Source organism: Enterobacter cloacae complex sp. I3, assembly GCF_014896175.1.
GTDB lineage: Bacteria > Pseudomonadota > Gammaproteobacteria > Enterobacterales > Enterobacteriaceae > Enterobacter > Enterobacter bugandensis.
On the sequence record NZ_JADBQZ010000001.1, the window covers coordinates 119,539 to 141,343 of the forward strand.

Consider the following 21,805-nt stretch of genomic DNA (forward strand, 5'->3'; position numbering starts at 1 on the left):
GTTATATGCAACGATAAAGTGCAAGCGCTGCGTCTTCCGCCCTGTATACCCCATGATTATAGTTTCGTCATCACTATTCTTATGCGGAGTAACGACGATGACGCTCTTTTCAAACCAGCCCGGCGATGAAGGCTTACCCGGTCATGAACGCGCCCGGGTGATGGCCGCCGTCATGACCACCACGCTGATGGGCGTCTTTGACGGCACCATGATCAACATCGCGCTGCCCTCCATGGCAAGGGCGATGCAGGTTCCCGCGAACGTTGCGGTGTGGTTTGCCAACGGTTATCTACTATCGGCGGCAATGACGCTGGCCATCTTCGCGGCGCTGGCGGCGCGCGTGGGCTTTCGACCGGTTTTTCTTGCCGGGCTTGCCACCTTTACGCTCACCTCGCTCGGCTGCGCGCTGGCGAAAACGCCCGACATGCTGATCGGGATGCGTATTCTGCAGGGCATCGGCGGCGCGGCCACCCTGAGTATCGCCCCGGCGATCCTGCGTTCCGTTTTTCCGGGGCGATTGCTTGGGCGTATTCTGGGGCTGCACGCCCTGCTTATTGCCGCCAGCACGGCGATTGCCCCTGTACTGGGGGGAACGATACTGGACGCGCTGAGCTGGCAGTGGCTGTTCGCCATTAACCTTGTTCCGGGCAGTATTGCCCTGTTTCTGGCATGGCGGGCGTTGCCGCGCCAGTCGGACGTTGACCGCTCCCCCTTTGATGCGCCGGGCGCCGCGCTCTCCGCCGTGCTGTTAGGTTCTGCAATCATGCTGGCCGACAGCCTTCAGCACATAACGCAAGGCATTAACCCGGCAGCCGCTGGCTGGGGGCTTCTCACGCTGGTCAGCGCTATCGCCTTCGTCTGGCGTATTCGGCGCGCGCGCTGTCCCATACTGCCGCCCGCTATGTTCAGAAACGGACGCTTCACCCTCGCCGCCCTGACCTCGCTGGCCTCGTTTGTCAGCCAGGGCATCACCTTTGTCGCGCTGCCGTTCCTGTTTCAGAGCGTGTATGGCTACAGCCCGGTGGTTTCGGCGCTGCTGTTCACCCCGTGGCCAATTGGCATTGTGCTGATCGCACCGCACGCGGGGCGCTGGGCAGATACCCTTTCCGCGCCGCTGATCTCGACTATCGGCCTGATGATTTTTGTCGGTGGGCTGGTCCTGCTGGCGACGTTGCCGGAAAACCCGTCCGCATGGAATATCTGCCTGCGCAGTCTGGTTTGCGGGATTGGGTTTGGCTGCTTCCAGAGCCCCAATAACCGGGAGATGCTCGCTAACGTGGCGCGGGAATATGCCAGCTATGCCTCAGGGGTGTTGTCTATCGTCAGGACGTTCGGGCAATGTCTGGGGGCCGCCGCGGTGGGGGTGCTGCTTGCGACGACCGGATCAGACCACGATCGGGCCGTGCATCTGGCACTGTGGATCGCCGTCATCGCCTCAACAGGATCGGTTTTGTTTAGCCTGAGCAGGCTGCGCCCTGGGGTGCGGGCATCAGCGTAACGCTGTGCAGCGCCTCTCGGCGCTGCTTGTTTATAACAACTACGCTGTAGGACGTTCGTTCCACGCATCAGTGTACTGTATATTTCCGTCCAGAATTTTCCATGTGATTTTTGCATATCGTAAAGATACATTTTCCATGTGACCAGTACCGGGACAATCTCTTGTATCATGCATTATTGGAGTTATTGAAATGACTTTCACGCCTTCCATCAGGATGTTGAAGTATTCCACTTCCTGACCAGCATCATTGATGTGATAGAACTTTAATTCGGCACTTTGAAGCGTCTGACCTGTAGCCACTGCTTTGTATAGATAGGGTGAAGATGAGTCAATTGCCTTTGTTAAACTGAAGGCTGAATGTTGCCTTGTACCTGTAAGTTTACCTGTTGCCTCATCTGTTGGAATGCTCAGGTTATGGATCAGATCTCTAAGCTCTATGCTTCCTACACGGTTTGCAACATCAGAACCACCACGGATCATTGCTCCGCCATCGTCTTTCAAAAAGAGGTGTACTGGTACAGCCATTTTTAAAACTCCTTATGTTAATTAATTTCTTATTCCATTGGCTATGAGATTAATTACAGGCATGATCGCTACACCATCGGCATAGAACAGATCGGAATTAGTGAATGAATAAACCTTGCCCGTGATTTTTACATTTACCGTGTTCCCATAAGCTGAAGCTGTGACATTGCTTGTATCGGCTTCCAGGAAGGGTGATCGTTCTTCAAGGGCTTTCATAATGTTCCCGCTGTTGTCTTTATCTAAATAGAAGCGGTAAACATCCGACACCGTAGCGTCTCCATCATCATACTTAGTTATGTACAGTGTGACGGTATCAGAGAGTTTCTGTTTGCTGACAAAGCTATCGTGAGGAGATGCATTAAAATAGTATTGATATGTCAGAAACCCACAAACAACGAGCAACAGAATCGTTGTGAGTAAGCAATGGAGCCGTTTAATAACCGTATTTCTTTGCATATTCTATACCTTGCCTTATCCAAAACTGATCGTGTGGATCATCCCCATAAGGCGGTTTTTGATACCAGTGCCCCCATTTCTTTTTGGAGGTTTTAGCTCTTTCCTGCGCCCATCCAGCACCCATCAATAGCGTTTCTGATGGTATCCCGGCAGCATAGCCAGCCGAACCATAATTGAAGTTCCCAAAATTTGCTAACTCCGGGTGTCCTTGCTTGTAATCCCACGGTCCCTTATTTCTTACTTTTTGATAAAACCAAAGATAGGTTGTAGGGATAGCCATGTTTCTGCTCATACCATGCGCTCTTGCAATCCTCATGTTTGCCAACACAAGAGCGATTCCTTCTTTGGGTAACAAAGGTATAACAGCCATATTAACCACCTATTTCATGTGGGTATATGGCCGCATATCGTACACCTTTGCGATGGTAAAAAAGATATCTGTTTACAGAGAAAATGACGGAAAAATATCCGACTAAGGTATTAACCGCATTAAAAATCAAAAAAATTAAGGCGGCGCTACGCTTGCGCGGGCCTACAGGAATTGTGCATTTCACAATGTAGGGCAAATAAGCGCAGCGCCACCCGGCAGGAAAGACGGCGTATTTGTTTATTCCAGCGCCAGTAGCGCAAAGCTCGCCAGCCAGTGCCCGCCGCTGTAGTGGCTGCCCACCACGTGCCCGACGCTTGCCGCCAGGTGTTTTGCCACGGCATCACGCAAGGCCTGCTGGGCCGGGTGGTTTACCGGAAGCGCCCTGGCGATATGCTTCATACACCAGGCGCGGCTGAGGTTTAACCCATCCAGATGAGCAATTTTCGGGTCGGTACGGTCGCTCACTTCCGCCGGGTTCATCAGCGCCGCAATGGAGCCGATATCCGGCAGAAACGCGTCAAACCAGGCCGGGAAATTCTCTGCGACCTTGCTCATCAGCAGCGCTTCCGTCAGCGCACCAGAGATGTACTCATCGCCACCCGGCTCGTAATGGGCCGGGTAGCGCGTATCGGCGAGATAAAACCGCTCCGCCGCCGTCACAATCGCCTGCTCAAGCGCGCTATCTTCCACGGCTCGGGCGTAATCCAGCCCCAGCGCGAGGGCAAACGCCGTGTTGTAGTGCGTTCCGACGCGGATCGGATAGGTGAGCTTGCTGAGGTAATCCACCAGCCGGTTGCGAATATCCTGGGTGAGCGGCTCCAGCGTCTGGTACCAGCCTGCGGCCTGCGGCAGCGACGATTGTTTCAGCTCCTGGGCCAGCGCCAGCAGCCATCCGTAGCCATACGGCCGCTCAAACGAGGCGCGGAACGGCGCGGTGAAATAGGCCAACTCCTTCGCCACGTTCTCGTCGGTCAGGTGCTCGTCGAAAAGCGCGACGATGTCATTCCGACACGGTAGATCAGGATAGAGGCGCACGCAGCGCAGCAGCAGCCAGTAGCCGTGCACCGCCGAGTGCCAGTCGAAACAGCCGTAGAAAATCGGGTGCAGCTCGCGAGGCGGCAGAACGTCACCGTCATCATTCAGCAGATGCATGATGTGGTTCGGGTATTCCTGGCGCAAATAGGTTAAAGGCATGCGGGCAAACGCGTCAGCCTGATGTTGCGTCAATTCCATAACAGCTCCTTAGCGAAACACGAGGAAATACATGAGGAACACGTTCACCACCAGCAGGGTTAACGCGGTCGGGATCTGGATCTTGATCACCTGATATTTGTCTTTCAGCTCCAGCAGCGCGGCGGGAACGATATTGAAGTTCGCAGCCATTGGCGTCATCAGCGTGCCGCAGTAGCCCGCGTACATGCCGATCGCCAGCAGCGGCGCCGGGTTGCCGTGATGCACGTTGATCAGGAACGGCAAGGCGATCCCCGCGCTCAGCACCGGGAAGGCCGCAAAGGCGTTACCCATGATCATGGTAAACAGCGCCATCCCCACGCAGTAAATGACCACCAGCATGAAGCGGCTGTCCGGGTTCACGAACAGGCTCACCACCTTCTGCACCGAATCACCGGTATTGGCCGCCACGAACACGCCGCCGAGCATGGCCAGCATCTGCGGCAGGATCACCGCCCAGCCGATGGTATCGACAAGACGACGTGACTGGCGAATGGCGTGCAGCGGCGTGCCTTTGGTCAGCCACCAGCCGGTGAGGATCGCCGCGACGCAGGCCACGCACAGCGCCGCCAGAGTGAGCTGTTTCTGGTCGAGAAGGTAAACACCGCCAATCGACACCCCCTTCAGGAACAGCGTCCCGATTACCGTCACCACCGGGATCATCAGCGCGGGCAGGAACAGCCAGTTTTTAAGGCGGTTTGACGAGGCAATGCGCTCCTCGTCGGAGGCCATTTTATAGTGGCCTTTCCCGACCAGGCCAAAACCCGCCAGCAGCGCGATTGCGATAACGCAACCGCCAACGATCCGGTACGCCAGCGATTTGCCCAGCTCCTGAACCATCAGGTCACCGAACAGGAAGATCCCGCCGAATAAAAACCAGAACAGCGCGGTGGTAAAACGCTTCGGATTCTCGCGGTCGCGCAGGGTCATGACAACCAGCAGCATCACAACAAAACCGATCAGGTAATACACCCGATTAATGGTGATAAGCGTCATCATTGCGCGGCCCCCTGCGTACCCTGCTCTGCACGCCAGGCCATGACGTCGCGGCGGATGCTGGCATCCAGGCGCAGCAGGCGCGTCATATGAATAATCAATGCCGCAATGGCGGTGGGAATGGCCCACAGGCCGATGTGCAGCGGCTCGATCCCTTCGATCCCGTTTTCCTTAAGAAACGCGTCAATCAGAAGCACCGCACCGAAGGCGATAAAGATATCTTCCCCAAAGAAGACCGCGATGTTATCGCACGCCGCGGCATGGGCCTTGATTTTGTCGCGAATGTGCTGCGGCAGTTCGCCGTATTCGTTCAGCGCTGCCCCTTCGGCCATCGGGGCCAGCAGCGGGCGTACCGTCTGGGCATGGCCGCCCAGCGACATCAGCCCCAGCGCGGCGGTGCCTTCACGCGCCACGAAGTAGAGCATCAGAATACGCGCCGAGGTGGCGCTGGCGATCTTCGCCACCCAGGCCTGGGCGCGCTCTTTAAGCCCGTAATATTCCAGCAGACCAATTACCGGCAGGATCAGAATGAAGGTCGCCAGCGATCGGCTATTGACGAACTTCTCGCCAAAGGTCTCCAGCAGCATCCCGAAATCCATCCCGACCAGCAGGCCCGTCGCCAGACCCGCCACCACGACGACCAGCAGCGGGTTGAAGCGCAGTGCAAAACCAATGACCACGATCGGTATCCCGATCAGCGGCAACAGCGTAGTACCGTCCATAACGTTTACCCTATCGAAAGTGAGCGTTGCGCGCCGACGGCTATTTTTTTAATTTGCGGCGAGCGATGTTGTGTTTTTCGCCAGGCTTCACAAAACCTGCGCTAAAAAGCTATATCTGAACCTCAAAAACATGTAAACAAATTATCAATAAAATGTTCTTATTTTATCGACGAGTTTACATTTCTGGCTAAGGAACGTTATGACCTCGAAAAAGAGTGCTTCACCCGATTGCAATGATATCAACGATGGCCGGATCGTCTCCTCCCGCCATCTGGTGTCGGAGCGCTGCGCGGAACTGTCAGAGCTGGAGTACGCGCTGATCATGACCGGCAACGCGTTTAACAAGTGGATGGTGCGCTGCATGGCCGCAGCCGGAGAGCCGGATATGGGCGCTTTTGACGTCTCGCTGCTGCATCACGTGAACCACCGCGACCGCAAGAAAAAGCTGGCCGATATCTGCTTTGTTCTCAACGTGGAAGATACGCATGTAGTGACCTATGCCCTGAAAAAGCTGGTCAAAGCGGGCTACGTGACGAGCGAGAAAGCGGGTAAAGAGCTCTTTTTCTCCACCACGGAGGAAGGGAAAGCGTTGTGCATGAAGTACCGGGACGTGCGTGAAGCGTGTCTGATCGCCATTCATGCGGAGAGCGGCATATCCGGGAAATCCATCGGCGAAACCGCGCAGCTGCTACGCGCGATCTCCTCCCTGTATGACACCGCCGCCCGCGCGGCGGCATCACTCTGAATTACGGACGTCTGAACAGGGTAATGCTGCGTCCGGCCAGTTCGTACTCTACGGTTTCGGTGAACGCTGTCCCGGCGGCAGCGTCATCCGCCGTAGAAAGCTCCAGCACCCATCCTCCTTCGCCAAACTGCGGGATCTGGAACGGCACGGTGCCTTCGAACGGATTAAACAGCATCAGCACGTCGTGCCAGATGCCGTCCTCCTGCTGAAGATCCGGCCTGCTGATGGAGACCCCGAGCGTTGAGCCTTCATCCCACTGCTCGGCCTGCTGCGGACCGCCTCCGGCATTGAACCAGCGGATCTCCAGCCCGTCGCGCCAGCTCTCACGACGCAACAGCGGCTGCTGCGCGCGCAGGGCAATGAGCCGGCGGGTGAACTCGCGCAGCGCCGCGTCGTTTTCGGACAGCCCCTTCCAGTCGATCCATGAGATCTCGCTGTCCTGGCAGTAGCCGTTGTTGTTGCCCTTCTGCGTACGGCCAAACTCGTCCCCCGCCAGCAGCATCGGCGTACCGTGGGAGAAAAGCAGCGTGGTCAGGAAATTACGCTTCTGCCGTTCGCGGGTGGCGATAATGTCCGGGTTCTCCGTCGGCCCTTCTTCGCCATAGTTGTACGACCGGTTATCGTTATGCCCGTCGTTATTGTCCTCGCCGTTGTCGGCGTTGTGCTTCTCGTTGTACGACACCAGGTCATTCAGCGTAAAGCCGTCATGGGCGGTGATAAAGTTGACGCTGGCCCACGGGCGACGCCCGCGCAGGTCGTACAGATCCCCGGAGCCCAGCAGACGCGCGGCAAAGTCCGTCGAGACGTTGTCCCCCTTCCAGTACTCGCGCACGGTATCGCGGTATTTGTCGTTCCACTCTCCCCAGCCTGGCGGGAAGCCACCGACCTGATAGCCGCCGGGGCCAATATCCCAGGGCTCGCCAATTAGCTTGAGCTTAGAGAGCACCGGATCCTGGGTAACGGCGTCGAAAAAGCCCCCGCGCGGATCGAACCCCTCAGGCTCGCGGCCCAGAATCGTCCCCAGGTCGAAACGAAAACCGTCAATGTGCATGGATTCGGCCCAGTAGCGCAAGGAATCCATCACCATCTGCAGCACGCGCGGGTGGGAGGTATTCACCGTGTTCCCCGTCCCGGTGTCGTTAATGTAATACCGGTGCTGGTCCGGCAGCGTGCGGTAGTAGCTGTAGTTATCAATGCCCTTGAATGAAAGCGTTGGCCCCAGCTCGTTACCTTCCGCCGTGTGGTTGTAGACCACGTCCAGAATCACCTCGATGCCCGCGTCATGATAGGCGCGCACCATGTCGCGAAAGCCCTGGATCCCCGCCGGGCCGTAGTAGCGCGACGCCGGAGCAAAAAAGCCGAGCGTGTTATAGCCCCAGAAGTTCTTCAGGCCACGGTCGAGCAGATGCTGGTCGTCCGGGAACCAGTGAACGGGCAGCAGCTCCACCGAGGTAATGCCCAGACTCTTGATGTAGTCGACCGAGGCTTTGTGTCCCATCCCCTCGAAGGTCCCGCGCAGCTCGGGCGGGATGGCCGGGTTCATCTGGGTAAAGCCCTTCACGTGGCTCTCATAGACGACGGTATGTGGCCAGGGCACGTTTGGCCGGTTGTTGTCCTGCCAGTCAAAAGCGTTCGGGTCGATAACCTTGCATTTCGGCGTGAACGGCGCGCTGTCCCGCGTATCGAAGCTAAGATCCAGTTCGTCATGCCCCAGCTCATAGCCGAAATGGGCGTCGTTCCAGTCGATATCGCCCACCAGTTCACGGGCATACGGGTCAATAAGCAGCTTATGCGGGTTAAAGCGGTGACCGTTTTCCGGATCGTAGGGGCCGTAGACGCGATAGCCGTACAGCGCACCGGGTTTCAGGTCAGGCACATAGCCGTGCCAGACCTCATGGGTATACTCCGGCAGCTCCAGCCGGGCGATTTCTGTTTTCCCGGACGGGTCAAACAGACAGAGCTCCACCCGCTCCGCGTGCGCGGAGAACAGCGCGAAGTTAACGCCCTTCCCGTCATAATTCGCCCCCAACTGCTGGCCATGACCGGCCCGAATTTCAAACGTAGTTTCCTTTGCCATTTTCGTTCTCCACGATTATTCGCAGGTAAGCAGAACCAGTACACATCCCTTTTCTGACGTTAAATCCAGCGTCTCTTGCAGAATGCGGCTTTCACCGCTGAACAGATCCCGATAGCGCTTCCCGGCCAGTTCGTCGGGTATCGCTACCGTGGTATTGACCCACAGCTGATGATTATCGGTGATGCCAAAAACCAGACGCGGCACGGCAACGATCAGCGCCTCCTCGTCTTTAACGCGCGCATAGACAATCAGGTTCTCCTCGCGCTCGCCGGAAACCTTGAGCGGCAGCCAGTCGCCGTAGCGGAAAAGCGCGTCGTAATGCGGTCGAAGCCGCAGCAGCGTGGCGGTGACAAACTGCTTTACCCTGCCTTCCCGCCAGCAGGCCGGGTGTTCAAACACGGAAGCATCCGCCGCACTGAGGTTTTGCATCAGCGCGTTGAAGTCCGGCTCCCGCCGGTTATCCGGGTCGACGAGGCTAAAGTTGAGCGCCTCGCTGCCCTGATAGATATCCGGCACGCCGGGCGCCGTCAGCTTGATGACCGTCTGGCTGAGGCTGTTCATCAGCCCGGCGCGGATAAAGGGCTGCATCGCCTCGCTGAAAGCGTGCAGGAACGGGGCGTTATCCGTGGAAAGCAGATGCCGCGCATAGCTCAGCACCACGCTCTCATAGCTCTCGTTGCTGTCGATCCAGTCGGTGCGCTGCTTCGCCTCGCGAAGCGCTTTCTCAAGGAAGCCGAGGAAACGCGTCTCCAGCGATGCAAGCCCTTCGGCATCGTCAGGCGACAGCGTGGCGGGCCAGACGCCCGCCAGCGCCTGATAGATCATCCAGGTATCGGCGGCGTTCGGCGCGGTGCCGTCGTTGAGAAAACGCACCTGGGTCTGGTTCATCTGCCGCCAGCGGGCGAGATTTTCTCCCCAGCGTTCCGGCGCCTCCGTCAGGGTGTAGAGCCGCGCCCGGGCGTCTTCTCCGCGCTTGGTATCATGCGTGGAGGTGCCCAGCAGCGCGTTGGGCTGACGGGCGAGACGAATGCGCATCTCCTGGTGAAAGCGGGATAACGAGAACGCGCGCGGCGTCGGGTCAGCGCCCACTTCATTGAGCGCAAGCTCAAGGTTCAGACGGAAAAACAGCGTATCTTCCACCGACTTCGCCATCAGCGGCCCGGTCAGCTGCTGGAAGCGGGTTCTGAAAAGTGCGGCGCAGTCGCGGCAATCTTCCGGCAGATCGCCGGTAAGAATGCGCACAATCAGGCTCAGGGCCGCTTCGGACGTATTTACGCCGGCGACCACGCGGCTAAGCAGCGCCACGTCAGGTGGGGTTAATCCCTCGCGAGTGCCGTAGGTGCGGTACACCGGAAAAGCGATAAGCAACTCGCGCAGCGCGTGGCGGATCTCCTCGCGGGGCAGCGCAACGTCATTGCGGCGGGCCAGATCGTCCGCAAGGTTTAGCAGCGTGGTGAACTCGCCCTCAAAATTACGATCGGTCATCAGACCCTTGGCATCGCGCAGTTCGGCGTGGCGATCGACCGTGACGCCCAGCGTCTCGTCGTGGATTGTCTCCAGGCGCGAGAGGTTATCGTCGTCGACCAGCACCTCCGCCAGCGAGGCGATAAACTCGTAGCCGGTGGTGCCGGAAACCGGCCAGTCGGTGGGGAGCTGCTCTCCCTTCGCGAGAATTTTTTCGACCGTGATGTAACAGTCAGGTCCGGCTGCCTGCCGCAGCTTCTGCAAATAACCCAGCGGATCGGCCAGGCCGTCAATATGGTCAATGCGCAGGCCGTCAACCACGCCCGCGTGAACCAGCTCAAGAATGAGACGGTGCGTATCGTCGAAGACCGCCTCGTCTTCAACCCGTACGCCTACAAGACCGGTGATCTCGAAGAAGCGCCGCCATGAGAGCTGCTTCGGCGCTTCCCGCCAGGACATAAGCCGCCAGCTCTGCAGCTCATGCAGTTCGGCGATACTTTTGTCCTCGCTGTACGTGCCCGGATTAAGCGGGTACGCCGTGTCGTAATAGACCAGAGAGACTTTATTCGTGACAGTGTCACGTTTTAACGTAATGGCACCCTTCTCCAGCTCCGCCTCAAAGGTGTCTCCGAGAAACGGCAGCGTAAGCGGGCGCGACGCGTCGATATCGAAATAGCGGAAATAGCGGCTCTGCTGGCCATATTCAATCACGTCCCGCCACCAGGCGTTTTCCAGAGAGGTGGACATATGGTTCGGGACAATATCCAGAATCAGCCCCATGCCGGCCTGCCTGAGCGCCGCGGCCATGCGGTCAAACCCTTCCCGACCGCCAATCGCGGGGTCAATTTCATTCGGGTTAGTCACGTCATAGCCGTGTGTGGAACCCGTTGTGGCGGTAAACACGGGCGAGGCGTAGAGGTGGCTGATGCCGAGGTCTTTCAGATACGGCACCAGCTCGACAGCGCGGTCAAACGTCATGCCGTTGCGGAACTGAATACGGTACGTGGCGGAAGGGATCATAACGATGCGTCTCCATCAGCAAAGCGAACGACAATACTGTTCGGCGGCAAAACGTCGTTTACCTCCGGCCAGGCGAAGCGCGTCTCCCCTGCGAGCGCGGGCACGTCGACAGGCTTAGGGCCGATATTGAGCGCCAGAGAGAGCGTCCCGGACGGGAAGCGCCAGCTCACCGCCACCATGCCGGGCGCGGTCTCGATCGCCTTGCCTTCAACGATGCCGCCCTGATGCAGAAGCGGAACGATATAGCGATGGCGCAACGTCAGCAGGTGGCGGGTGAAGCGCAGCCACGTTTTCCCTTCGTCGGTAGCAATCTTATGCCAGTCGAGCTTTGAGCGAACGAAGGTGTTAACGTCGTTCGGATCCGGGACGGCTTCATCGTGCCCGGCGTGGCCGGTAAACTCTTTCGCGCGCCCTTCCCGCACCGCTTTTGCCAGGTCGCCGTGAAAATCGGTGAAGAACAGGAACGGATGCGTTTCACCGAACTCCTCGCCCATAAACAGCAGCGGGATATGGGGAGAGAGCAGCAGCGCGGCAAGCAGCACCCGCGTCCTGTCGGCCCCCGCGAGGGTGATGAGCCGCTCCCCCTGGGCGCGATTGCCGGTCTGATCGTGGTTCTGAATGAAATCGACGAAGAACTGCGGCGGCTGGGTACGGCACTCCACCCCGCGAGATTCCCCGGTTTGCAGCGAAATCTCGCCCTGGTAGACAAACCCTTCCGCCAGCGCACGGGCGAACTTTTTCTCCGGCTCACACGCAAAATCCTGGTAGTAGGCGTGCGTTTCGCCGGTGGCAAACACGTGGGCAGCATTGTGGAAGTCATCATTCCACTCGGCGGTGAACAGCGGCGTGTTGCCCTGTTCATCGCGCGGATGCAGGAAAATCACGTTGCGGCTGTCTTCCGTTGTCAGGTGAACGTGACGATGCGGGATCGCCTCGCGGATCTTCGCGGCAATCTCCTCCAGAATGTGCGTCCCGGAGCTGTCTTTAATCTGGTCGATGGCATCAAAGCGCAGGCCGTCCAGACGGTACTCCGTCAGCCAGTAGAGCGGTGCGTCGGTGATGTACTGCCTCACCGGCTCGCGCTCGTAAGCGATGCCGTTGCCCCACGGCGTCATCCGCTCCGCATCAAAAAACGCGGGCGACAGCAGAGGGAGATAATTCCCCTCCGGGCCGAAGTGGTTGAGCACGATATCCAGCACCACGGAAAGCCCCAGCCCGTGCGCGGCGTCGATAAACGCGTGAAAATCCTCCGGCGTACCGTAGGCAGCGTGCGGGGCATACAGCAGCACGCCGTCGTAGCCCCAGCCGCGGGTTCCGCCAAACTGGGAAACGGGCATCACTTCAAGCTGGGTGATACCGAGCTCCGCCAGATAGGGCAGCTTGTCGATGGCCGCCCGGAAGGTGCCCTCCGGGGTAAAGGTGCCGACGTGCAGCTCGTAAATGACCGTCTCTTCCCACGGCCGCCCTGCCCAGTCCCGGTTAACCGGCTGATAGCGTCGGGGATTGATAACAACCGATGGCCCGTTAACGTCGCCCTTTTGCGCGCGCGATGCCGGGTCGGGTACCGCCATGCCGTCCTGCAGGACAAACTGATACTCTGCACCGTGCCTGACGCCGGGGACGTCCGCCTGGAACCAGCCGTGCCCCACCGCCGTCATCGGCACGTCGGTGGCGGCCAGACGTAGCGTAAGTTCTTTCTGTCCTTCTGCCCAGACGCGAAAACGTACCACGTCATCGGAAATAAACTCAGCACCCCACTGCTTTTGAAATGTCCTGAATTCCATTCATTGTCCTCGAATGACCCACATTTTACGCGGAACGAAGTACAAGCTTAGTTCAGGATCACAAGTGCGTGAGATCAGCGGATTTAACCGCGTCGTCTATTCTTTATGAAATAACTCACTATCGGGAATACTATGCAGATTCGAAAAGGATTAAATACGGACCTCGTCCGTCTTGAATGTTGTGACTTTTCTTTCACCATTAGCCACATTGCGCGAGAGCCCTTTATCCATTGTGATTTGCATATTGAAGCCGTCGCCGAGCCCTGGATAAAAACCTACGAACTCGACATCCAAACGCTTGAAAACCATTGCGTTAATCCGGACGCCATATTTCTTGTTGCGGAAACCGATGACGGTGAATTAGCCGGATTTATTACCGCGTCAATCGGCTGGAATAAATTTATTTCAGTGGATTATATTGCCGTTGATCGCACCAGACGCAGAACCGGCGCCGCGCAAAAATTAATGGCTGCCGCGCACGTGTGGGCCCGCAGCGTAAACGCGCCGGGATTACGGCTTGAAACACAAAATGTGAACGTCTCTGCCTGTCTGTTTTACCGTAACTACGGGTTTACCCTGGGCGGGTACGATCGGTATCTCTACAACGCCTTACCGGAAAAAGACGAGGTCGCCCTGTTCTGGTATTACATGCTGGTGTAGCGCCGCAGCCTTCATATTTCTGTCATTGAACTTCATTACGCTTTCGGGATTTTAACCACGGTGTTGAGGAAAGAAGTGTGAATTCAATGGCTAAGGCATTACTGCTGGCATTACCCGTTTTGAGTGCAGTGGCGACGGCCGCTGAGCGCGAGCTGTGTGAACCCAAAGCGTACGAAATGGCGCTGCGCTATCAGCAGAAATCGGCAGAGATTCTGGCCCTTCAGCTGCAGACGTATCGGTTTGCCACCGAGCGTTTCAACGAAAAATTAAAAGATCTGAAAACACCTGAAAATTACGCTGTGGTGATGGACCTGGATGAAACGGTGCTGGATAACACCCCTCTGCTGGTGCGCGACATGGCGCAGTGTCACGACTATACGAAATGGGATACCTGGAGCGACTGGGAAAAACAGGGAAAACCCGGCTTAATCCCGGGAGCGAAGGCGTTTCTTGACCACGTGAATCAAAGCAAGGTCCGTATCTACTATGTCTCGGACCGTATGCAGGAAAACAAAGCCGACACGCTGAAGACGTTAAACGCTCTCGGCCTGCCGCAGGTATCTGACGAGAGCGTGCTGCTGGATACGGTCAGCAAGGAAGAGCGCCGTCAGAGCATCCTCAAAAAGCAGCAGATCGTGATGCTGTTCGGCGACAGCCTGCCGGACTTCGCCGTACAGTTCAAAAACAAAAAACCGAGCGAGCAGCAGCGTGAGCTGGTTGAAGCCAGCGCCGAACACTTCGGCAACGACTGGATTGTGCTCCCAAATGCCGCTTATGGTGCCTGGTCCAGGGCCACGCTGGATAGCTGGAACGCACCGCTGAAAAAATAATGCTTTACGGGCCGGGAAAGGCTTCACCACCACCCGGCTGTTGCGCTGTGCTATTTATCTCGTTTATAGGTCCTATCATTTCTGAGCAGGTTCTTATAATTTTACGGAGCAGTATGATGAGCACTTTCAAAGGAGACTCGTATGCTTACCGTGAAAAAACTTGCTCTTTCCATGCTGATTTCCAGTTCATTGCTTTTTTACCCTGCGCTCCAGGCCTCGGCAGAAACGCCGCAGCACGTCGTTAAACAACCAGCGGGCGGTTACAGCGTGCAGGTCGGTGACGTTCTGGTAACGTCGTTTACGGACGGGACCGTTGCGCAGGATCTGCACAAGCTGCTGCGCCGGACAACGCCGCAAAACATTGATGCACTGCTCGCGAAAAACTTTCAGACCAACCCGGCGGAAGTGTCCATCAACGCCTTCCTGATTGCGATGCCCGGACACAAAATCCTGGTGGATACCGGTTCCGGCCAGCTCTTTGGCCCCGGCAACGGCGGACGTCTGATCGAGAGCCTCGCCACCCAGGGAATCAAACCCGAGGACATCACTGAAGTTCTGCTGACCCACGCCCATTCCGACCACGCGGGCGGCCTGGTGAAAGACGGCAAGGTGGTGTTCAGCAACGCGCGCGTTTTCGTTGGCAAACCGGACATCGACTTTTTCTTTAACGACGACAATCAGAAGAAAACCGGCTACGGCAAGAACTATTTCGATGTCGCACAGAAGACCTTAAAACCCTATCTTGACGCGGGTAAAGTGGTGCCGTTTAGCGGCACATCGGAGATTCTTCCGGGGCTGACCGGCACAGTTCATCCCGGACACACGCCGGGTTCAGCCTTCTACACGCTGACAAGTAAAGGCGAGAAAATCGCCTTTGTCGGCGACATCATTCACGCAGCGGCGGTCCAGTTCCCGCAGCCTGCGGTGACCATCACCTACGATGAAGATGAGAACAAAGCGGCAAGCGTACGCGAGCATGCGTTCGCTGACTTTGTGAAAAATAAAGACCTTATTGCCGCGCCCCATCTGCCTTTCCCGGGCATCGGCTATGTGACGAAAGGTGAGAAAGGCGGCTATGCCTGGATCCCTGTCACCTATACCAACCGGGACGCCAGCGGCGCGAAGTAGAGTGATGTCGCGTATATCTGACATGGACATCGACCTGCTCCTGGCGCTGGACGCCCTGCTTCAGGACAGGAACATCACTCATGCGGCCACGCGGCTGGGCATCAGCCAGCCCGCGCTGTCAGCCCGACTGGCGCGTCTGCGCACGCTCTTTGGCGAGCCGCTGTTTATTCCCTCCCCACATGGACGTGGGGTGTTACCCACACCGAGAGCGGAGGCGTTGAGGCCACAGGTTGAAAGCGTGATACGCGGCATCCGCGCGATGTTCGCTCCCACCACGTTTGAGGCGCAAACCAGCAGCCGGACATTTGTTATCGCGCTGCATGAAAACCCGGCGCTGATGCTCGGCACCGCGCTGCTTAACCAGGTGAGTACCGATGCCCCCGGCATCCGCCTGCGCTTCGCCCTGCCGGAGATGGTAGACCTGCCGCAGCAGCTGGAAAACGGTGATGTGGATATCTACATCGGCGTGAGCGCGGGCGCCCATGACGGATGGGTGAGGCGCAAACTTCTCGACGACGCGTTTGCCACCGCCCAGCGCAAAGCTCATCCGCGTGGAACAGGTTCGTTAGATTTGGAAAGTTACTGCGCGCTTTCCCATCTGGTGGTGTCGTCGGCGGGAGATCCCTTTACCGGATTTATCGACCAAACCCTCGCCGGGCTGGGCTATCAGCGACACGTTGCCATGTCCACCCAGAGCTACGCTATGGCGCCTGCGCTAGTTGCCGGTACCGACCTGGTATGTACCCTGCCGGAACGGATGCTGAAGCAGTTTGCCAGCACGCTGGATATTTTCCCACCGCCGCTGCCGCTCCAGCCGATAACCATCAACATGTACTGGCACCCGAAAAACAGCCAGGATCCGGCGAACGCCTGGCTGCGCGGGCAGCTGCTGCGGGCTGCCGGACGTCAGGTGTGATCGAGCGTGACCAGAAACTTTTTAAGCACTTCTGAACGAATAATCCGGTGGCAAACCAGGGTGAGTTCGCTCTCCCGCAGCCGGTCGAGGATGTCCACGTAGACGACATTCTCAACGCTCACTGCCTTTGCCGACGCGGGCAGCAGCGCCAGCCCAAATCCGGCCGCAACAAGGCTTATCACCGTGGGCACGTCGGTCGCATTTTGCACCACGTCCGGCTGAAAGCCCGCCCCGCTGCAGGCGTCATAGAAGTACTGCTCCAGCCCCATTCCCTCCGGATCGCGCAGCGAGATCCATTTTTCGTCTTTCACCGACGAAAGCGTCAGCGCGGACGATCCGGCGAGCGGATGCTGACGAGAGAGCGCCAGCACCGTTTTCTCCGAGGTGAACGGCCGGCTTTGCAGATCGTCAGGCAGCGACGGCAGCGGCGCGCGGATGATGGCCACGTCCAGCTGGTTGCTCTGCACGGCGGCGTAGAGCGTCTGCACATTTCCCGTCATCAGGGACATGGTAATGGCCGGCCAGCGGCTATGCATCTGGCGCAGCGCGGCGGGTAGCCTGCCGTCAAACATCGCACTCGACACGCACCCCAGGTTTAACTCCCCCTGCTCGCCCCGTGCCGTTTGTCTGGCATCCAGCACCGCCTGCTCGGTCAACGAGATGGCAAGCCGGGCTTTGACCAGAAACGCTTCGCCCGCGGGCGTCAGGGTTAAGCGGCGGTTCGCCCGGCTGAAAAGCGTGACGCCTAAACGTTCTTCCAGCGCCTTTATCTGCTGGCTCAGCGCCGGTTGGGCGATGTTTAGACGCTCGGCGGCCCGGTGCATGTGGAGCTCTTCGGCAACGACAATGAAGTGGCGCATCTGACGAAACTGCACGAGACGTCTCCCTGTATTGATATAAATTTTCTTATCAATTTAACAGAAATGATGAAATTGATGATATTGGTCTTTGCCATAAAAATGGAGGTATTCAACCGAGGGAGCAAAATATGGAAAACCAAGTCAACGATCTCCGCAGCGCCATCGCCTTACTGCGGCGCCACAAAGGCCAGTATATTGAAACCGATCATCCGGTCGATCCCAACGCGGAACTGGCGGGTGTCTACCGCCATATCGGCGCAGGCGGCACGGTAAAACGTCCGACCCGCTCGGGTCCGGCCATGATGTTCAACAGCGTTAAGGGCTATCCGGGCTCCCGCATTCTGGTGGGCATGCACGCCAGCCGCGAGCGCGCGGCGCTGCTGTTAGGCTGCGAACCGTCTGAACTGGCAAAACACGTTGGCCAGGCGGTGAAAAAGCCGGTCGCACCGGTTGTCGTTCCGGCCTCGCAGGCCCCCTGCCAGGAACAGGTCTTCTACGCTGACGATCCTGACTTCGATCTTCGCAAATTGCTTCCGGCACCGACCAATACGCCAATTGATGCCGGTCCGTTTTTCTGCCTGGGGCTGGTGCTGGCAAGCGATCCGGAAGACAGCTCGCTGACGGATGTCACCATTCACCGCCTCTGCGTGCAGGAGCGCGACGAGCTTTCCATGTTCCTTGCCGCCGGGCGACATATCGAAGTCTTCCGTAAAAAAGCGGAGGATGCCGGAAAACCGCTGCCGGTGACGATCAACATGGGTCTCGACCCCGCCATCTATATCGGCGCATGCTTTGAGGCCCCTACCACGCCGTTTGGCTACAACGAGCTGGGCGTCGCCGGGGCGCTGCGCCAGCAGCCGGTCGAGCTGGTGCAGGGCGTGGAGGTCAAAGAGAAAGCCATCGCACGGGCGGAAATCATCATCGAAGGCGAACTGCTTCCGGGCGTGCGCGTAAGAGAGGATCAGCATACCAACACTGGCCACGCGATGCCGGAGTTCCCGGGCTATTGCGGTGAGGCGAATCCCTCCCTGCCGGTGATCAAAGTGAAAGCCGTGACCATGCGCAACCACGCGATCCTGCAGACGCTGGTGGGACCGGGGGAAGAACATACCACGCTGGCCGGACTGCCGACCGAGGCCAGCATCCGTAATGCCGTTGAAGAGGCAATTCCGGGCTTCCTGCAAAACGTCTATGCCCATACCGCGGGCGGCGGTAAGTTCCTCGGCATATTGCAGGTGAAAAAACGCCAGCCGTCAGACGAAGGACGCCAGGGCCAGGCGGCGCTCATCGCCTTAGCCACCTATTCGGAGCTGAAAAACATTATTCTTGTCGACGAAGATGTGGATATTTTCGACAGCGACGACATCCTGTGGGCGATGACGACGCGCATGCAGGGCGATATGAGCATCACCAATATTCCGGGGATCCGCGGCCACCAGCTGGATCCGTCCCAGTCGCCGGATTACAGCACCTCGATTCGCGGCAACGGCATTTCCTGCAAGACGATCTTCGACTGCACGGTGCCGTGGGCGCTGAAGGACCGCTTCGAGCGCGCGCCGTTTATGGAAGTAGATCCACGTCCGTGGGCGCCGGAGCTGTTTGCCGATAAGAAATAAAATCACGCGCGTATGGCCCGCAGGTCATACGCGTATTTTCTTTTCAAGCGTGGCGATATTTTTACCCGCCACGCGTTCAACAGTGAAACGATCGACGCTCAGCAATATGAGCATCAGCCCCCTGCCGCTCTCGAGCAGCGGCGACATTTCGCAGAAACGGTCTCGCCGGGCGATCTCAAGACGCTCCTGCGGGAACGCGTCACCCGCGTCGGTAAAAACAAGGCAGACGTCATTGCCGCGGATGGCGAACTGTACGCTAAAGACGCTCGAATTATCCTCATGAAGCGCGTAGCGGATGATATTCGTTGCCACTTCACAAACGGCGAGATCGAAGGCGAAACGCCACTCGTCATCGACGGGAAGCGCGCTCAGCCTGTCTCTCAGCCAGTCGGACAGCGGCGTCAGGGACGCGATCGCCGCCGGAAATTCAGCATGCTCTGGCCTCTGCATCTACTGCCCCAGCTGTGCAAGCGCGCTATGTTTATCCGGATAGATACGGAAGATGCGATCCATTCGGGTCAGGGTGAACATGTTCATGATCCCGGGGTTCAGAGAGCACAGCGCCATGTCGCCTTTTCCGTTCATCAGCTTAAACAACGACACCAGCATCCCCAGCCCGCTGCTGTCGATGAAATCCACTTTGCTAAAGTCGACGATTAAGGCTTTACGATCGCTGCCGATTTCCTCCGTCACGGACGCTTTAAACGTCGCAGCAACGGAGGCGTCCAGCCGTCGGACCGCGGGCGTGAGAATGTTGGCATGCGGTAATCGTTCGGTGTTAATTATCATTCTGTTCTCCCTGACGCTCAATCACGAGCAGTGACACGTCATCGGTTAAGGCGATCGGTTCATCACGGTTTGCATTGCGCCAGCCGGTCAGGTGGTCACCGAACCGCGGCAGGAGCTGGTCAACGGGGAGCCGGGCATGCTCATGAAGCCAGCGTTCGAGACGTTGCGGGCCAAACTGCTCGCCGCTGACGTTCTCACACTCGGTAATACCGTCACTGAATAAGCATAAGCGATCCCCTGGATGGAGGGTAAACGCGACGTCTTCCCAGCTCAGATCCGGGATTAGCCCGACCGGCGGTCCGCCATCGCCCACGGACGTGACGGCGCTGTCCGCATTCACAATGAAGGGAGTAGGATGCCCGGCCTGGCACAGCCACCCTTCACCAGTCTCTGGATCGATCACGCCGTAAATGAGCGTGAAATAACTGGTGATGTCGCTCTCTTCACTGCAAAAGCGGCTGTTCAACATCCTGACAACCTCCGCAGGTGACTGAATCCCCCCCTCTTCGGTAAACAGAAAGCGATCCACCACCCGGCCATGTAAAAACTGGCGAGCCACCGCGAGGGACATCATCGCGGCCCCCACGCCGTGACCCGAGACATCAACGCAATAGAATCCCAGATGTGAATCCAGAGGGAAAATATTGAACACATCGCCCGAAACCCAGGCTGACGGCAGGAAAAGCCAGTCGGAGAAGTAGTCGCCATAGCGTAAGCGGCGTGAAGGCAGCACCGAGTGCTGAACGCGCGCAGCCAGTTCCAGATCTTTTTCAATCTGATGCAACGCTTCACTCAGGCGCTTGTTGTGCGCCGCGAGGGTCGCCTCCAGCGTCAGGATACGGACCCCGGCATGGAGCCGCGCCCGCAGTTCAGCCTGCTCAACGGGCTTACTCAAAAAATCATCCGCTCCGGCATCAAACCCCTGCGTCACGTCCCCGGCATTCTCGCGGGCCGTCAACAGGATGATATACACGTAGCGGCCAAACTGACGGTTGCGGATGGTCTGACACAGCGTCAGTCCGTCCATTTCCGGCATTTCCCAGTCGCTTATCACCATGCTGACCGGCTGGCTGGACAAGATTTCCAGCGCGTCGACACCATTTTCCGCCTCGCTCACGATAAATCCCCACTGGGTGAGCATTCGGGAGAGTAACCGACGATAAATCAGCGAATCTTCAACGATTAACACGTGCAGCGCCGACATACATCCCTCCTAAAGCGGTAAGAACCAGATGAGGCTCACGGTCCCTTCCCTGAATTTTGCATTCCCGTTGCCGTGCCCCGGATAGCGCGTTCCCGCATAGTTCGCGTACTGGATGGAGAACGAACCCGGCGTATAGCCGGCATAACCGAAGCTGTAGCTGTAATCGCCGTTCCAGGGCTGCTGCTGGCTGCTGTCCGGGAACCAGAATGCCGTCGCGCGAACGAAGAAATGTTGTTTGAAGGTGTAGCCGCAGCCGCCGAGCATGACGTTTTTATTTTTGCGGATGTCATCGCTGCTGAGGTCGTAGTAGCGCGGTACCCAGCTGTACCCGACCTGGCAAATGATGGAATCCCCTTTATTAATCAGGAGCGTGTTTTCAACCGGTTTCGGTAGCGAAAACTTATAGGCCAGCGTGAAGGCGCCCTGTTCGAAATAGGTGTGTCGTCGGCTGCCCGATGTCCAGAAATGGTTATCGCCGTAGTTGCTGTAAACCAGACTCACGGTGTTGGCGTGCCAGTCATCGTAGCCGAAGCTGTAGCGAAAATCGGCGGTGTAGCGGCTGGTGTCTCTGACCGGCAGTCGGGACGTAATGTTGGCAAACCAGAAGCTGTAGGGGGAATACTGTAGGCTGAGATTCAGCGTCTGGTTAATCTTTTTCTTTTCCGTGGCGGTGTCTGAACTGTTAGGAATGCTCATCCACTGCTCTTTCAGTCCCGAGCTAAAGCTCAGCGCACCTGAGAATTTCTTGTCGTTACCCGAGAACAGGCGCCCCCAACGGCTGGTAAAAACGCCTGCCTGAACGGGTTCACCGTTCTTATCGCGCAGGGTTTCTTTATCACTGCTTTGCGCCGCCTCCGCGGTGGGTATCGCGGCGAGCAGCACGCCCGCCAGAAGCCATTTTTCGCGCATAACCGC

General features: G+C 57.7%; 21 protein-coding genes. 7 read left to right on the forward strand and 14 right to left on the reverse strand.

Annotated elements, in window-relative coordinates:
* Window positions 1-97 precede the first annotated feature (97 nt).
* Window positions 98-1,498 (forward strand): MFS transporter, encoded by a 1,401-nt coding sequence (locus tag IM271_RS00530; protein WP_193051966.1) that lies wholly within the window; start codon window positions 98-100, stop codon window positions 1,496-1,498.
* Between the two features lie 39 nt (window positions 1,499-1,537).
* Here IM271_RS00530 and IM271_RS00535 read toward each other — a convergent pair whose 3' ends face one another.
* The 6 genes from IM271_RS00535 to IM271_RS00560 form a co-directional block, all read right to left on the reverse strand.
* Window positions 1,538-2,023, reverse strand: coding sequence for a type VI secretion system tube protein TssD (locus IM271_RS00535; protein ID WP_193051967.1), 486 nt, complete (start codon window positions 2,021-2,023; stop codon window positions 1,538-1,540).
* A 21-nt stretch (window positions 2,024-2,044) separates the two neighbouring features.
* Window positions 2,045-2,479, reverse strand: coding sequence for a hypothetical protein (locus IM271_RS00540; protein ID WP_048958788.1), 435 nt, complete (start codon window positions 2,477-2,479; stop codon window positions 2,045-2,047).
* A complete protein-coding gene (locus IM271_RS00545; protein WP_032623152.1) occupies window positions 2,457-2,849 on the reverse strand; it encodes a polymorphic toxin type 44 domain-containing protein in 393 nt (130 codons plus the stop codon). The genes IM271_RS00540 and IM271_RS00545 overlap by 23 nt, the downstream gene beginning before the upstream one ends.
* Window positions 2,850-3,086: 237 nt before the next feature.
* Window positions 3,087-4,082: a DUF2891 domain-containing protein gene (locus tag IM271_RS00550; RefSeq protein ID WP_136343280.1), complete on the reverse strand. Its 996-nt coding sequence runs from the start codon at window positions 4,080-4,082 to the stop codon at window positions 3,087-3,089.
* 9 nt (window positions 4,083-4,091) lie between these two features.
* Window positions 4,092-5,078 carry a DUF979 domain-containing protein gene (locus IM271_RS00555; RefSeq protein WP_192971077.1) on the reverse strand — a complete coding sequence of 329 codons (987 nt, stop codon included), beginning with the start codon at window positions 5,076-5,078 and terminating at the stop codon, window positions 4,092-4,094.
* On the reverse strand, window positions 5,075-5,797 hold the full coding sequence (locus IM271_RS00560; protein ID WP_028013182.1) for a DUF969 domain-containing protein: 723 nt from the start codon (window positions 5,795-5,797) through the stop codon (window positions 5,075-5,077). Before IM271_RS00560 ends, IM271_RS00555 begins: the two co-directional genes overlap by 4 nt.
* 199 nt (window positions 5,798-5,996) lie before the next feature.
* On the opposite strand from IM271_RS00560, the gene IM271_RS00565 reads away from it, so the two are divergent.
* Window positions 5,997-6,542 carry a winged helix DNA-binding protein gene (locus IM271_RS00565; protein ID WP_041909953.1) on the forward strand — a complete coding sequence of 182 codons (546 nt, stop codon included), beginning with the start codon at window positions 5,997-5,999 and terminating at the stop codon, window positions 6,540-6,542.
* 1 nt (window position 6,543) lies between these two features.
* On the opposite strand, the gene glgX is transcribed toward IM271_RS00565, so the two are convergent.
* From glgX to treZ, 3 genes are read right to left on the reverse strand one after another with little or no spacing between them, the layout of a single operon-like run.
* Window positions 6,544-8,619 (reverse strand): glycogen debranching protein GlgX, encoded by a 2,076-nt coding sequence (glgX, locus tag IM271_RS00570; RefSeq protein WP_028013184.1) that lies wholly within the window; start codon window positions 8,617-8,619, stop codon window positions 6,544-6,546.
* Window positions 8,620-8,634: 15 nt separating this feature from the next.
* Complete coding sequence (treY, locus tag IM271_RS00575; RefSeq protein WP_193051968.1) at window positions 8,635-11,103, reverse strand: malto-oligosyltrehalose synthase; 2,469 nt, start codon at window positions 11,101-11,103, stop codon at window positions 8,635-8,637.
* Window positions 11,100-12,887, reverse strand: coding sequence for a malto-oligosyltrehalose trehalohydrolase (treZ, locus tag IM271_RS00580; protein ID WP_193051969.1), 1,788 nt, complete (start codon window positions 12,885-12,887; stop codon window positions 11,100-11,102). Before treZ ends, treY begins: the two co-directional genes overlap by 4 nt.
* A gap of 132 nt (window positions 12,888-13,019) precedes the next feature.
* Here treZ and IM271_RS00585 point away from each other — a divergent pair, with 132 nt between their 5' ends.
* From IM271_RS00585 to IM271_RS00600, 4 genes are all read left to right on the forward strand, one after another.
* Window positions 13,020-13,547, forward strand: a complete 528-nt coding sequence (locus IM271_RS00585) for an N-acetyltransferase (protein WP_041909946.1) — start codon at window positions 13,020-13,022, stop codon at window positions 13,545-13,547.
* 86 nt (window positions 13,548-13,633) lie between these two features.
* On the forward strand, window positions 13,634-14,377 hold the full coding sequence (locus tag IM271_RS00590) for a 5'-nucleotidase, lipoprotein e(P4) family (protein ID WP_226858918.1): 744 nt from the start codon (window positions 13,634-13,636) through the stop codon (window positions 14,375-14,377).
* Between the two features lie 141 nt (window positions 14,378-14,518).
* Complete coding sequence (locus IM271_RS00595; RefSeq protein ID WP_193051971.1) at window positions 14,519-15,505, forward strand: MBL fold metallo-hydrolase; 987 nt, start codon at window positions 14,519-14,521, stop codon at window positions 15,503-15,505.
* A 4-nt stretch (window positions 15,506-15,509) separates the two neighbouring features.
* Window positions 15,510-16,421 (forward strand): LysR family transcriptional regulator, encoded by a 912-nt coding sequence (locus IM271_RS00600; protein ID WP_193051972.1) that lies wholly within the window; start codon window positions 15,510-15,512, stop codon window positions 16,419-16,421.
* Here IM271_RS00600 and IM271_RS00605 read toward each other — a convergent pair.
* Window positions 16,412-17,296, reverse strand: coding sequence for a LysR substrate-binding domain-containing protein (locus IM271_RS00605; protein ID WP_041909939.1), 885 nt, complete (start codon window positions 17,294-17,296; stop codon window positions 16,412-16,414). The genes IM271_RS00600 and IM271_RS00605 overlap by 10 nt on opposite strands.
* A 113-nt stretch (window positions 17,297-17,409) precedes the next feature.
* Here IM271_RS00605 and IM271_RS00610 point away from each other — a divergent pair, with 113 nt between their 5' ends.
* Window positions 17,410-18,897, forward strand: coding sequence for a UbiD family decarboxylase (locus IM271_RS00610; protein WP_048999586.1), 1,488 nt, complete (start codon window positions 17,410-17,412; stop codon window positions 18,895-18,897).
* 24 nt (window positions 18,898-18,921) lie between these two features.
* Here the strand turns inward: IM271_RS00610 and IM271_RS00615 are convergent, their stop codons facing one another.
* From IM271_RS00615 to IM271_RS00630, 4 genes are read right to left on the reverse strand one after another with little or no spacing between them, the layout of a single operon-like run.
* Window positions 18,922-19,347, reverse strand: a complete 426-nt coding sequence (locus IM271_RS00615) for an ATP-binding protein (protein WP_048999588.1) — start codon at window positions 19,345-19,347, stop codon at window positions 18,922-18,924.
* A complete protein-coding gene (locus IM271_RS00620) occupies window positions 19,348-19,686 on the reverse strand; it encodes an STAS domain-containing protein (RefSeq protein ID WP_028013194.1) in 339 nt (112 codons plus the stop codon).
* Window positions 19,676-20,890: a PP2C family protein-serine/threonine phosphatase gene (locus IM271_RS00625; protein ID WP_193051973.1), complete on the reverse strand. Its 1,215-nt coding sequence runs from the start codon at window positions 20,888-20,890 to the stop codon at window positions 19,676-19,678. Before IM271_RS00625 ends, IM271_RS00620 begins: the two co-directional genes overlap by 11 nt.
* A 9-nt stretch (window positions 20,891-20,899) precedes the next feature.
* On the reverse strand, window positions 20,900-21,799 hold the full coding sequence (locus IM271_RS00630) for a hypothetical protein (RefSeq protein WP_063942450.1): 900 nt from the start codon (window positions 21,797-21,799) through the stop codon (window positions 20,900-20,902).
* Window positions 21,800-21,805: the final 6 nt, after the last annotated feature.

Bases quoted from the DNA above. Each gene is read 5' to 3' on its own strand.
- IM271_RS00535 (WP_193051967.1), bottom strand. From the start codon at position 2,023: ATGGCTGTACCAGTACACCTCTTTTTGAAAGACGATGGCGGAGCAATG.
- IM271_RS00545 (WP_032623152.1), bottom strand. From the start codon at position 2,849: ATGGCTGTTATACCTTTGTTACCCAAAGAAGGAATCGCTCTTGTGTTG.
- IM271_RS00555 (WP_192971077.1), bottom strand. From the start codon at position 5,078: ATGATGACGCTTATCACCATTAATCGGGTGTATTACCTGATCGGTTTT.
- IM271_RS00620 (WP_028013194.1), bottom strand. From the start codon at position 19,686: ATGATAATTAACACCGAACGATTACCGCATGCCAACATTCTCACGCCC.
- IM271_RS00530 (WP_193051966.1), top strand. From the start codon at position 98: ATGACGCTCTTTTCAAACCAGCCCGGCGATGAAGGCTTACCCGGTCAT.
- IM271_RS00610 (WP_048999586.1), top strand. From the start codon at position 17,410: ATGGAAAACCAAGTCAACGATCTCCGCAGCGCCATCGCCTTACTGCGG.
- IM271_RS00615 (WP_048999588.1), bottom strand. From the start codon at position 19,347: ATGCAGAGGCCAGAGCATGCTGAATTTCCGGCGGCGATCGCGTCCCTG.
- glgX (WP_028013184.1), bottom strand. From the start codon at position 8,619: ATGGCAAAGGAAACTACGTTTGAAATTCGGGCCGGTCATGGCCAGCAG.
- treY (WP_193051968.1), bottom strand. From the start codon at position 11,103: ATGATCCCTTCCGCCACGTACCGTATTCAGTTCCGCAACGGCATGACG.
- IM271_RS00585 (WP_041909946.1), top strand. From the start codon at position 13,020: ATGCAGATTCGAAAAGGATTAAATACGGACCTCGTCCGTCTTGAATGT.
- IM271_RS00550 (WP_136343280.1), bottom strand. From the start codon at position 4,082: ATGGAATTGACGCAACATCAGGCTGACGCGTTTGCCCGCATGCCTTTA.
- IM271_RS00625 (WP_193051973.1), bottom strand. From the start codon at position 20,890: ATGTCGGCGCTGCACGTGTTAATCGTTGAAGATTCGCTGATTTATCGT.
- IM271_RS00630 (WP_063942450.1), bottom strand. From the start codon at position 21,799: ATGCGCGAAAAATGGCTTCTGGCGGGCGTGCTGCTCGCCGCGATACCC.
- IM271_RS00565 (WP_041909953.1), top strand. From the start codon at position 5,997: ATGACCTCGAAAAAGAGTGCTTCACCCGATTGCAATGATATCAACGAT.
- treZ (WP_193051969.1), bottom strand. From the start codon at position 12,887: ATGGAATTCAGGACATTTCAAAAGCAGTGGGGTGCTGAGTTTATTTCC.
- IM271_RS00540 (WP_048958788.1), bottom strand. From the start codon at position 2,479: ATGCAAAGAAATACGGTTATTAAACGGCTCCATTGCTTACTCACAACG.
- IM271_RS00595 (WP_193051971.1), top strand. From the start codon at position 14,519: ATGCTTACCGTGAAAAAACTTGCTCTTTCCATGCTGATTTCCAGTTCA.
- IM271_RS00560 (WP_028013182.1), bottom strand. From the start codon at position 5,797: ATGGACGGTACTACGCTGTTGCCGCTGATCGGGATACCGATCGTGGTC.
- IM271_RS00590 (WP_226858918.1), top strand. From the start codon at position 13,634: ATGGCTAAGGCATTACTGCTGGCATTACCCGTTTTGAGTGCAGTGGCG.
- IM271_RS00600 (WP_193051972.1), top strand. From the start codon at position 15,510: ATGTCGCGTATATCTGACATGGACATCGACCTGCTCCTGGCGCTGGAC.